This window comes from Pseudomonas sp. PSB11 (genome assembly GCF_014596605.1).
Lineage (GTDB): Bacteria > Pseudomonadota > Gammaproteobacteria > Pseudomonadales > Pseudomonadaceae > Aquipseudomonas > Aquipseudomonas umsongensis.
Window position 1 is genome coordinate 202,533 of the sequence record NZ_NOIO01000004.1, and the last position, 11,632, is coordinate 214,164.

Annotated in this window: 11 protein-coding genes; 5 read left to right on the forward strand and 6 right to left on the reverse strand. The window is 59.8% G+C overall.

Annotated elements, in window-relative coordinates; genetic code table 11:
- Window positions 1-4: 4 nt before the first annotated feature.
- Together pdhA and acsA are read right to left on the reverse strand one after the other, a co-directional pair.
- A complete protein-coding gene (gene pdhA, locus CGA21_RS07640; protein WP_188263880.1) occupies window positions 5-1,000 on the reverse strand; it encodes a pyruvate dehydrogenase (acetyl-transferring) E1 component subunit alpha in 996 nt (331 codons plus the stop codon).
- A complete protein-coding gene (gene acsA, locus CGA21_RS07645) occupies window positions 997-2,760 on the reverse strand; it encodes an acetate--CoA ligase (RefSeq protein ID WP_188263881.1) in 1,764 nt (587 codons plus the stop codon). The genes pdhA and acsA overlap by 4 nt, the downstream gene beginning before the upstream one ends.
- A gap of 457 nt (window positions 2,761-3,217) precedes the next feature.
- On the opposite strand from acsA, the gene CGA21_RS07650 reads away from it, so the two are divergent.
- Complete coding sequence (locus CGA21_RS07650; RefSeq protein ID WP_188263882.1) at window positions 3,218-4,897, forward strand: HAD-IIB family hydrolase; 1,680 nt, start codon at window positions 3,218-3,220, stop codon at window positions 4,895-4,897.
- Between the two features lie 4 nt (window positions 4,898-4,901).
- On the opposite strand, the gene CGA21_RS07655 is transcribed toward CGA21_RS07650, so the two are convergent.
- Window positions 4,902-5,156, reverse strand: a complete 255-nt coding sequence (locus CGA21_RS07655) for an Lpp/OprI family alanine-zipper lipoprotein (protein WP_110747134.1) — start codon at window positions 5,154-5,156, stop codon at window positions 4,902-4,904.
- Between the two features lie 223 nt (window positions 5,157-5,379).
- On the opposite strand from CGA21_RS07655, the gene CGA21_RS07660 reads away from it, so the two are divergent.
- The 3 genes from CGA21_RS07660 to CGA21_RS07670 all read left to right on the forward strand — a co-directional run bounded on the left by CGA21_RS07660 (window position 5,380) and on the right by CGA21_RS07670 (window position 8,190).
- A complete protein-coding gene (locus tag CGA21_RS07660; RefSeq protein WP_083349104.1) occupies window positions 5,380-6,027 on the forward strand; it encodes a BON domain-containing protein in 648 nt (215 codons plus the stop codon).
- 185 nt (window positions 6,028-6,212) lie between these two features.
- On the forward strand, window positions 6,213-6,731 hold the full coding sequence (locus CGA21_RS07665) for a GNAT family N-acetyltransferase (protein WP_151142093.1): 519 nt from the start codon (window positions 6,213-6,215) through the stop codon (window positions 6,729-6,731).
- 91 nt (window positions 6,732-6,822) lie between these two features.
- Window positions 6,823-8,190: an erythromycin esterase family protein gene (locus CGA21_RS07670; RefSeq protein WP_188263883.1), complete on the forward strand. Its 1,368-nt coding sequence runs from the start codon at window positions 6,823-6,825 to the stop codon at window positions 8,188-8,190.
- Window positions 8,191-8,419: 229 nt separating this feature from the next.
- Here CGA21_RS07670 and CGA21_RS07675 read toward each other — a convergent pair whose 3' ends face one another.
- From CGA21_RS07675 to CGA21_RS07685, 3 genes are all read right to left on the reverse strand, one after another.
- On the reverse strand, window positions 8,420-9,076 hold the full coding sequence (locus CGA21_RS07675; RefSeq protein ID WP_188263884.1) for a dienelactone hydrolase family protein: 657 nt from the start codon (window positions 9,074-9,076) through the stop codon (window positions 8,420-8,422).
- A complete protein-coding gene (locus tag CGA21_RS07680; RefSeq protein ID WP_110747140.1) occupies window positions 9,069-9,773 on the reverse strand; it encodes a phosphoribosyltransferase family protein in 705 nt (234 codons plus the stop codon). The genes CGA21_RS07675 and CGA21_RS07680 overlap by 8 nt, the downstream gene beginning before the upstream one ends.
- Window positions 9,774-9,834: 61 nt before the next feature.
- The gene (locus CGA21_RS07685) at window positions 9,835-10,725 is read right to left on the reverse strand and encodes a universal stress protein (RefSeq protein ID WP_188263885.1); all 891 of its coding nucleotides are present in this window, start codon (window positions 10,723-10,725) and stop codon (window positions 9,835-9,837) included.
- 311 nt (window positions 10,726-11,036) lie between these two features.
- Between CGA21_RS07685 and CGA21_RS07690 the strand changes: the two genes are divergently transcribed.
- On the forward strand, window positions 11,037-11,603 hold the full coding sequence (locus tag CGA21_RS07690) for a phosphoribosyltransferase family protein (RefSeq protein WP_188263886.1): 567 nt from the start codon (window positions 11,037-11,039) through the stop codon (window positions 11,601-11,603).
- The last annotated feature ends 29 nt before the right edge of the window (window positions 11,604-11,632 follow it).

Below are 11,632 nucleotides of genomic sequence, written 5' to 3' on the forward strand. Positions count from 1 at the left end.
AGGCTCATGGCGCAGGCTCCGGCGCAGGTCCCGACGTATAGACATCGCGGGACAAATCCTCGATCGGCTCCCATGTGCCTTTTTCGGCGAAGGCGATGGCGTCTTCGACCTCGGCGTCGACCTGGGCCAGGATCGCCAGAAAACCCGGTTCATCCAGCAGCCCTTCAGCCTTGAGTCGCGTGCTGTAGGTGTGGATGGGACCTCGGGTTTTCCATTGTTCGACTTCTTCCCGGGAGCGATACAACTGCGGATCGAACATCGAGTGGGCCCGAAATCGATAGGTCCGAAACTCCAGGAAAAAGGGCCCCTGCCCTGCGCGGATGTGTTCAACCGCGTCACGGGCGGCTTCATGCACCGCGATCACGTCCATGCCATCGACCGTCCTGGCCTGGACCTTGTATGCCGAAGCTTTCGCACACAGGTCGGTCTGGGATTGCGAACGCTCCAGCGCCGTGCCCATGGCATAGAGGTTGTTTTCACAGCAGAACAGCACGGGCAGGCGCCACAATGCGGCAAGGTTGATAGACTCGTGAAAGGCCCCTTCCGCCATCGCCCCTTCGCCAAAAAAACAGACGCACAGACGGGTTCCACCTTGCATGTGTTCCGCGAGCGCCAGCCCAACCGTCAATGGCAAGCCACCGGCGACGATGGCATTGCCGCCGAAGAATCGTGTACGGGCATCGAACAGGTGCATCGAGCCACCACGGCCTCGCGAGCATCCTTGCTGCCGCCCGAACATCTCGGCCATGATCGCCTTCATGGAAACACCCTTGATCAACGCATGACCATGTTCGCGGTACGTGGCGACGACCGCATCGTCAACGGCCAGGGCATGCAGAACGCCGACCGCCACCGCCTCTTCACCGATGTACAGGTGCAAAAAGCCGCGAATCCGACTTTCCCCGTACAGCTCGCCGGCACGTTCTTCGAGACGGCGGATGCGTACCATGTCCCGCAGCAGATCCAGTTTGGTCTCCCGGGGCAGCGACACGGGCGTCATGACGGATTCTCCAGGGCGGATGTATCGCCTTCAGGCAGGCCCAACTCGCGGGCCTTGAGCAGACGCCGCATGAGTTTGCCGCTACGGGTGTGAGGCAGCGTGTCGACGAACGCCAGCTCCTTGGGGGCGACCACGGCCCCCAGGTGCTTGCGCGCGTGACCGAGCAATTCATCGTGCAGGGCCTGGCTGGCGGTGAACCCACTCTTGAGGGAGACGAAGGCCTTTACCGTTTCGCCCAGCAACGGATTGGGCTTGCCGATCACGGCGGCCTCAGCGACCGCCGGATGCTCCATCAGCGAGCTTTCGACTTCGAACGGACCGATCAGGTGCCCGGCGGACTTGATCACATCGTCGCTGCGTCCAATGAACCAGTAATAGCCATCGGCATCACGACGAGCCAGATCGCCGCTCAGGTACCAGCCGCCGACAAAGCAGCGCCGATAACGCTCCTCCTGTCCCAGGTAACTGCGAAACATCGCGGGCCAGGGTTGCTTCAGCGCCAGTTCGCCCACTTCATCGCTGCCCAAAAATTGCAAGGTATCGTCGGCGTTGCGCAGGACAACGGCCGCCTCGACGCCCGGCAGTGGCTTGCCCATGGAGCCGGGCTTGATGTCCATCGCGACCGTGTTGGCAATCATGATGCCGCCGGTTTCGGTCTGCCACCAATTATCGTGGATTGCCAACCCCAGTACGTCCTTACCCCACCACACTGCCTCGGGATTGAGGGGTTCGCCGACACTGGCAATAAACCGCAGGCAGGGAAAACGATGGTTGTGCGCCAGCGCGGCACCGGCTTTCATCAGCAAACGGATGGCGGTGGGTGCCGTATACCAGACCGATACCTGTTGTTCTTCGAGAATGCCGTACCAGCGCTCGGCGTCGAATTCGAAGCCCTCGACCACGCAGGTCACGCCCAGCAGCAACGGCGCAATGATGCCGTATGAAGTGCCCGTGACCCAGCCCGGATCGGCGGTGCACCAGTAGATATCCCCGGGGTGCAAGTCCAGCGCATATTTTCCGGTGACCAGGTGGGTCAGTGCTGCGCCATGAACATGCAAGACCCCTTTGGGGGTGCCTGTCGTACCGCTGGTGAAATGCAAAAGTGCCGGGCTGTCAGCGGTTGTGCGGGCGATGCTGAAATGGCCATCGGCTTCGGCCAGCAACTGATGCAGGTTTAACGCACCCTCCAAGGGCGCAACATCCTCGGCATTTTCGTTGTACACCAACACATGCTTCAGGGTTGGCAGACGATCACGGATGGTCGATATCTTGCGTCGATACAGGGCGTCACTGGTGAGCAACACGCAGGCTTCGCCAAGACACAGACGCGTTTCAAGGGGTTGCGGGCCGAAGGCGCAAAACAGCGGCGATACCACGCAGCCGGCCTTCATTGCGCCGAGCACGCCCAGGAACAATTCCAGGCCGCGGCCACACAGCACGAACACTCGCGCTCCGGGAGTCACGCCCAGGCTCTTGAGCACGTTGGCAAATCGGTTGGTCAGCACGCTCAGCTCGGCGTAGCTGACATCGCGGTGCCCGCCGTTGCGATCAAGAATGCGCAATGCCGTGTGCGGTCCAAGGTCTCCCAGTGCATGACGATCCACGGCTTCATAAGCTAGGTTCAAACCACCGCCGGGCAGCCCCGACAGCCCACACATTTGTGCTGCCCAGGAAAAGTGCTCACGGGCTTGCACGCTGTCGACCCAGTTCGGCGCTACAGGCAAGTCATCGAGCGTTTTTTTGATGATCCTGGAACGCATGGTTGGGCCTCTTGTACTCAACAGCATCAGTAACCCTGCCTACCGTTTTCAAGGAGTAGACAGCCAATACGCTGCAGAAGTGGCTGTGGCGCAATGCCCAGAAAACCTGTCTGTGCTAGGCGCCGACTGCACAACCGGGTTTGATTTAACTTGCTCCGCCCAATTGTTCCTGGCGTTGATAAATATCAAGTGGAACGGGACTAGCCTTGTTCATTGTCGAAAAGACCCTGGACGGCTTGCGGCCGACAAGGCAAGAACCCGTAACGGGCAAAATGCATGACTGCCTCGCACTCCAGCCCGCCTGGCCGGGAAGACCGACTGTCTGCTCTCACCCTGAAATTGACAAAAATCAATGCTGGCGCAAGGAATCAGCATCCCAATACAGACGTGAAATCGGTAGACAGGCAGCTCGTGTTCTGCCCAGCCCCTCTCAATTGAGTCAGACAATGGAGCAAGCATGCACTTCCTGGCCTTGGCAGTGGACTATGACGGGACCATTGCCGAAAACGGCAGCGTTCCACCGCAGGTCTGCGCAGCGCTCGGCAAGCTGAAAAAAAGCGGGCGCAAGCTTGTGCTGATTTCAGGCCGGGAGTTGCAAGCGCTCAAGCATCATTTTCCACACCTGGATCTGTTTGACCGGGTCGTTGCGGAAAACGGCGCGATCTTGTACGACCCGAGCACAGACACCGAGGAGCTTATTGCAGACCCCGCTTCGACCGAGCTGGTTGGCCACCTGCGCGACAAGGGTGTCACGCCTTTGTCGATCGGTCGTTCGGTCATCGCCACCTGGCAGCCGTTTGAAAATGCGGTGGTCAGCAGCATTCGAGAGCTCGGCCTTGAACTGCAGATAACGTTCAACAAGGATGCGATCATGATCTTGCCAACCGGCGTGAACAAGGCGTCTGGCCTTGTTGCAGCCTTGCGCGAGTTGGGCATATGCGAGCTGAACGTGGTCGGCGTGGGCGATGCGGAAAACGACCACTCCTTTCTATCGATCTGCGGCTGTGCCGCGGCGGTGAACAATGCCATAGCGTCGATCAAGTCCAGCGCTGACCTGTGCCTGACTCATGATCATGGCCAAGGTGTCTGCGAACTGGTCGACATGCTGCTGGAAAAAGACGCGGCGCTGGTTTGCGTCGAACGCATTGGCGTCCAGTTGGGCCAGTCCACCCATGGCCGCAAGCTCTGGCTGCCTGCGGAATCGGTGATGTTGGTGGTTGGCAATTCGGGTGCCGGTAAATCCAGCTACATCACTTGGCTAACAGAACGAATGGTGCAGGCTCATCAGGGATTTTGCATCATCGATCCTGAGGGAGACTATCTGACGCTGGAGGATGCGGTGACGATCGGCGGCCTGACCGCCCCCCCGACGACAGAAGAGTCGGTGCATTACCTTCTACAGGCTCAGCTCAATGTGGTGGTCAACGCCCTTGCCCTGGATCCCGCAGCGCGCGTGCAGCTGTTTGGCGAACTGCTGCCCTTTATCCAGAATTTGCGCAGCGCTTCCGGCCGGCCTTACTGGCTGATCGTCGACGAAGCGCATTACATGCTTCCCCACTGCGCAGGTTGGCCGCCGGGTTTTCTCGGGGACATTGGCGCAATCATCGTTGCCCTGGACTTCGATCAGGTCTGTCCGGCACTGCTTGAGGGGGTAGACGTACTGGTGACACTCGGCAGCACCGCCCGGGAACTGGTCGAACAGTTCGCCAAACGCATGCAGCGCCCGAGCCCTGGGTTTCCAGAACGCTCGCCAGGCCTCGAAAATGCCTGCCTTTGGAATGTGCACGAAGGCGACGAGGTATTCCTGCTCGATCAGGTGCAGCCTCATCAAAAGCACCACCGGCACAGCGGCAAGTACGTCGCGGGGGATGTGGGTGCATGGCGATCCTTCCACTTTCCTGCGCTTGGCCAAAGTGCCTCTAACCTGACTGAGTTTTTGTCCTGTTCAACGCGACTTGAAGAGCCCGCCCTTCGCGAACATATCAATGTCGGGGATTTTTCCAATTGGTTTCGCAAAGTGATCCGGGACGATGTGCTTGCCAATAAGACCCACCTGATCGAGACGGACACCAGCCTGGCACCCGGGCAGGCCATGGAACAGATCAGGCGACTTGTACAGTTACGCTATCACCTCTGAATCGTCACTTAGGCGTCGCCTTTTCGATCATTCGGCTGGTACGGGCATTGGCTTCGTCGGCGGTCCGTTGTGCCTGACGTGCCACTTCCATCGCCAGTTCCGCCTTGAGGTGCGCCTCATCGGCCCTCAATCGCGCCATTGCGGCGTTGTTTTCAGCATATTCCAGCCGGGCATCCAGTTCCTTGGCCTGCTTGTTACTGCATCCGGCAGTCGTGGCTAGAAGAATACCGAGGCAAACAACAGGCAAGCGCTTGTCCATGATCTTCTCCAAGTAAGTCCCGGCTGCAAAGGCCAGTCAAACGCAGTATCCAACGCCACTGCAGGCTTTCTCTGACATTTATCAAAAAACCGGCTGGCCAATGGCAGAGCGGGCGACTGCGGCCTTTTTGATTTAACTCAATGTCCTGGTGCCGCTCAGGCGTAAAAAAAGACATGGGCTTTGGCAGCCCATGTACTTCAGTCATGCGGGAGAGGACAGGATCATGAGCGACATAACCTTGCGCAATACCATTTTGGATGAGCTTGATTTTCAACCCGATATCGACGCCGCCCACATTGGCGTGAGCGTGGACAATGGCGTTGTCACACTCTCCGGTCACGTGAAAAGCTATGCCCAGAAAGTCAGTGCCGAACGGGCGGTCAAAGCGATCAAAGGCGTGCGTGCCGTGGCTGAGGAAATACAGGTCCGGCTGGAAAAAGGCGCAGGTACGGCCGATGACACCATCGCCAATCGTGCCGTCAACATTATCTCGTGGCGCTCCGATACGCCCGAAGGCGACGTCAAGGTCGTCGTGCAAAAAGGCTGGGTAACCCTGGAAGGCCAGGTGGACTGGCAATATCAAAAGGAACTCGCCGAAAGCGCGGTGCGCAAATTGTCGGGTGTTGTGGGCGTGGACAATCGCATCACCCTGCGCCCGAGAGTCAAAGTCGTCGATATCCAGCAAAGTATCGAAGAAGCCCTCAAGCGCAACGCTGAAGTCGACGCCAAGGGCATACGTATCAAGGTCGAAGGCAGTGTCGTGAAACTGGAAGGCAAAGTGCACTTCTGGCGCGAGCGTGAAATCGCCGAACGAGCCGCCTGGTCGGTGCCGGGAGTCACCAAGGTGGAAGATCAATTGCTGATCGCCTGAATGATCGCCCCGGTTAACCCCAGGTTACCCGGGGCGATCCAATGAACATGCGTGGCGGACTCACCTTGATCGCCTCACTCGTGCCTGATCCAGATCAAATCCGGGAGCGGCCAACGGCGTAGAAAAGAATTGAAACGCGCAGGTTTTACTACGCATCAAGAGAATGTTGGATGGAGGGCCGCACGATGCTCGCTTCCAAGAGCCCCGATGATTGGCATGACTGGGACTACGCCCGTGGAAAATCCCGGATTGATGTACTCAGCAACGGTCGTGCGGTGTTGATCCGGCATGTCGCGCAAGCAGATCGAGCTTATGAATGCGCCCTTGTCCGGCAGTTGGCGCCGGCGTCCCGGCACGGGTTTTTACTCGGGCAACAGCACGAAGCTCGCAAGGGCCAAGGCTGCATAGCGCTGGTCCACGAAAATGGCCGTTTGAGCGCAATCGGCGCCAGTCGTTATGCCGCCATGGGTCAATACCAGTGCGAATGCGCGCTGACCGTCGCCGCTGCCTGGAAACGCCTGGGCCTGGGAACGTTATTGATGGAGCACTTGATCGACGCCGCCCGCAGTAACGGCGTCCACCTGTTGTACTCGGTTGGCGCCTCCAGCAACGCGCCCCTGCGCGACCTGGCCAGATGCCTTGGTTTTGAAGCCCACGACGACCCCTTCGACCCCCAACAGGTCATTCACCGCCTGTACCTGTAAACCCGTGCAATGTTTTCGGGGCGCTTGAGCCTCTGGTACGACCCGAGCGCCATGCCGCCACCAGCAGCCTACCTTTCGGAGGATGGCGTTCATGAACTCTCATACGCAATCATTGCTGGAACAACTTTACGGCCAGCAACATCACGATGACACGTCGCACATAGCGCCGGTGTTGCATCGCTACGCCGAACCGTTGCCGGACCTGGATTCCCCCGCTTTTGGCGACCTGTTTGACCGCTACGCCGACGCGCGGGTGGTGATGATCGGCGAGGCGAGCCATGGAACCCGGGAATTCTATCGAACCCGGGCTGCGATTACCCAACGGCTGATCGAGCGGCACGGCTTCAATATTGTCGCGGTGGAAGCCGACTGGCCGGACGCCGGCCATGTCGACCAGTATGTCCGGGGATTGGCGCACACGGCGTGGAAGCGCCACATTTTCAGCCGCTTCCCCACCTGGATGTGGCGCAACAGCGAGGTGAAGGCTTTCACCCACTGGCTGCATCAGTTCAACCATCAGCAAGCGCCTGAACATCGCGTCGAGTTTCGCGGCCTGGATGTCTACAGCTTGCGTAATTCCATTCATGAAGTACTGAGCTATCTGGATCGGGTTGACCCGCGCCTGGCCCAGGAAGCACGTCGGCGCTATGGCTGCCTGACCCCATGGCAGGATGACCCTGCGCTGTATGGCCATTTTGTCGAGCGTGCCGGTGTAATGCCCTGTGAACAGCCGGTGATCGATCAGCTCAACGCCATGCTGGCTGAACAACTGGCCGGGCTCATCCGCAACGACGAAGCTTTCTTCAATGCAACGCAGAATGCCCGGGTAGTGATGGCGGCCGAGCAGTATTACCGCGCGATCTATCGGGGCTCGACAGCGTCCTGGAACCTGCGTGACCGGCACATGTTCGATACGTTGCGCGCGTTACTCGAACACCGGGGCTCGCAAGCGAAGGCCGTGGTCTGGGCCCACAACTCCCATATCGGCAATGCCGGCGCCACGGAAATGGGCTGGAAGGGGCAATTCAACATCGGTCAACTGTGTCGCAGCGCCTTCGGACGCGATGTCGTACTCATCGGCATGGCCACTGACCGCGGCCAGGTGGCGGCCGCTGATGACTGGGACGGCGAGATGTTGATCAAGGACATCCGCCCCTCCCGGCCAGACAGCTGGGAGCATCAGTTCCTCAAGGCGGGCGTTGCAGCGTCGCTGACCGACTGGCGTGACCCGCAGCGCAAAGAGCTGCGCAGCGTCCTGTCCACGTGCTTACTGGGACGGGCCATCGGGGTGATTTACCGTCCCGAAACCGAACGCTTCAGTCACTATTTCGAGTCGATGCTGGCGGAACAGTTCGATGCCATGATCTGGATCGAGCAAACCAGGCCGGTTACCGCGCTGCCGCTGCCGAAAAACCAGCAACTGGAAGCGGAGGACGAAACCTATCCGTTTGGCGTGTGATGTGCTGTCGGAGTACATATCCATTGCTGCGGTACATCGTGGTTAACGGGGCGCCCGCGATCAAAAGCAAAGCGAGGCGGCCTTAAAGCCGACCTGCTTGTGGTGATGCCTGTGTTCCCCCTGTAGGAGCGAGCAAGCTCGCGATGGTCGTCAACGATAACGCGGGGCACCTGTCAGCCCGCGGCGCTCTCAGGTTCATCGTCGGAACACCGCCGGAGCATGCTCGCTCCTAAAGAGGGGCATGCAGGTATTTTTCAAACCAGTCGCCAGCGAGCCTGGCGACTGCCTCCAGCGTGCCAGGCTCTTCAAACAGATGCGTGGCGCGCTCCACGACTTCCAGCCGTTGCTCGCACCGCAGGGTCTGGCTGCTTTGACGATTCAAGGCCAACACCACCGGGTCCTGTGCGCCGACAATCTGCAAGGTCGGCGCCTTGACCCGAGGCAGGGCCGGCCCAGCCAGATCGGTTCGCCCACCCCGACTGACCACTGCCCCTATCACTGGCGCACGCTCGGCGGCGGCCACCAATGCCGCCGCCGCGCCGGTACTGGCACCGAACAGCCCTATGCGCAAAGAACGCAATTGGCGGTCACGCCCTACCCAGTCGATCACATCGATCAACCGCCTGGCCAGCAAAGGAATATTGAAGCGCAACTCCCCGCTGAGATTATCCAGGCGCTGCTCCGGTTCCGTTAGCAAGTCGAACAGCAGCGAAGCCAGGCCCCGATCGGCCAGGACATCGGCCACATATTGATTGCGCGGGCTCGAACGACCACTGCCGCTGCCGTGTACGAAGATGACCAGGGCGCGCGCGTTCGCCGGCAAACGCAAATCGGCGGACAATTCAACGCCCGGAAGGTCCAGTGATCGATATTTAGCTTCAAGCATCGCGATGTTCCGTTCGGGAGGCCCCCGGCAGTTCCCGCTGCCAGGCCCGTTGCATGAGATCGATGACCTCTTCGTCCGAGGTCTGGGAAAAATCCAGGTACCAGTAGCCGATCGACATCATCCACTCAGGGATGAGTGGGCAGATCACTTCGTCCACTTGCATGGACAAATCCTCGACCGTTTCCCGGGGAGCAACCGGTACCGCGACAACGATGCGCTCAGGCGCCTGCATGCGCACCGCATGGATCGCTGCCATCATTGATGAACCTGTCGCCAGGCCGTCGTCGACCAGGATCACCACCTGGTCCTTGAGTTGCGGTGGCGGGCGGTCTCCCCGATACGCCTTTTCACGTCGCGACAGCTCCAACGCTTCCCGGGCGACCACTGCCTCGAAACTGGCTCGATCGATCGGGTGCGCCCGCAGCGCGTCATCATTGAGGATTTGTACACCGCCGCTGGCAATGGCGCCCATGGCGAATTCCGGGTGCGAAGGCACACCGAGCTTGCGCACCAGCATCAGGTCCAGGCGCACATCCAGGGCGGTGGCGACTTCATAAGCCACCGGGACACCGCCACGGGGCAAGGCGAGAATGATCACATCAGGCCTGTTGGCATACTTGAGCAAGGGTTCCACCAGGCGTCGGCCGGCCTCGGCGCGATTGGGCAAGGTGGTTTGTAATGAAGGACTCTGGATCACGGCAACCTCCTGCGGCGCTGACGAATGACGTCTCGTAACCTGTGGCCCTGGCCGGACCGCGCTAAACGGCCAGGATGCTGCACGTCACCTGGTACAGGGTATGTTCGGTGGTGCTGCCCAATAGTTTGTCCAAGCCATGGGACTGGACCCTGCCCATCACAATCACGTCCATCTGTTGCTCATCGGCGAACGCATGCAGCACGGCCACGGGATGGCCCTCGATGAAATGTCGCCGGTCAGCCGGCACGCCATACCGGCCAGCCAGGTCGAGGAAGGATTTTTCATGGCCCTTGCGCAACTGACTGTAGAGGTCCGCGAGCGTCAAGCCCCCGCCGCCCATATCGCCCAGGAACAGCGCAGAAGCGTCGCAGGCATACACCAGGTGCAATTCGGCCTGACACTGGATAGCCAGGCTGGACGCCTGCTGGATGATCCGCTGATTGAGCTCGTCGTCCTGTACCAGGGGATTGGACACATCCACCGCTGCCACGACCTTGCGCGGCAAAGGGTGATCACCTTCGCCAGGCAGGTAGACCGGTATCGGGCAATGACGCAACAGACGCCAGTCCAGCGGGGTAAAAAACCCACGCTTGAGCGCCGGTTCCCGTTGTACCTGCTTGATCAACAGGTCGGGCTGCATTTCTGCGACGTAATCGAGAATGTCTTGCTGCAAGTCGTCGGCCCATTTCGCCTCGGCGGTCACTTCAAGACCCCTGTTGCACAGATGATCGGCCTGGTATTTGAGCCAATTGCGCTGGTCTTGCAGATATTCTTCGCGAGCCTTTTCCCGGTCGCCTTCTTCGAGTAGCGACAACAGCTTCCAGGATGGAATCAAGGCGCCAATGTGCAGGCTGGCACCGCTGGCCTTGGCCAGGGCGGCTGCATGATCAATGGCTTGAGACTGGCGCAGGGCCGGGTTGATGATAAGCAATAACCGTTGATACTGGCTCATGATCGGACTCCACGAAGCTTGCTTTTATGTCGCTGCCCGCCACCACCCATTGCTGTGTTCGCCAGGGGCTCGGACACCTGTGTCATAGACTCAGAATCCTCCGTGGAGGCGACCTTGGCGTTGATTTATATCAAGTGCCTGCGCAAGCAAGCGACTCACACCAGGCCGCTGCCGCCCATGCGCGTCACCCGACCGTCGAATCGGCCGACGTTTGATTTGATCGCGATTGATCAATATCAATCGCGCCAGGGCCAACCGGGCTACATTGACCGAAAACGCACGTGCCCATGGCTCACAGGCAGGAGAAGGCAATGACGATCCTATTGGCAAGTCAGCGGTTGCGCCTGTATGAGCGCAACGAACTCGATGACGTGCTGCAGACGATGGCGCGCCAGGCCGCCACCCTGCTGCCACCGGCGCACGCCGCCCTGATTGGAATCAAGCGCCGCGGTGAGCCCTTGGCTCAACGATTGCGCCAGCACATTGCGCACCAGACCGGCCAACCGGAACTTCCTCTCTACCCTCTTGAGGTCAAGCGCTATGCCGACGACCTGCAAGTGCTGCATCCGTTCACGCAATTGACCGAAAATCCGCTGCTGGCCAAACTGGACCTCGCCAACACCACGTTGCTGGTCGTTGATGATGTGTTGTTCGAAGGCCATTCGCTGCTGCGTACCTGCGCCTATCTGGCACAACTGGGAGCTCGCCGGGTCTACACCGCTGTATTGGTCGACCGGCACATCTGCCAGCAGCCAATCCGGGCCGACATTGTCGGTGTGCATCTGCAAGTTGCCGCCGCTGACATCGTCGAGTGCAACGTGCCGCCCTTCGAACAGGACTTTTGCATAGAGGTCGTGCGCCACGGCGCCGCCCGTTGACGGGAAGACGGCAAGCGCGGGCGGGCCTC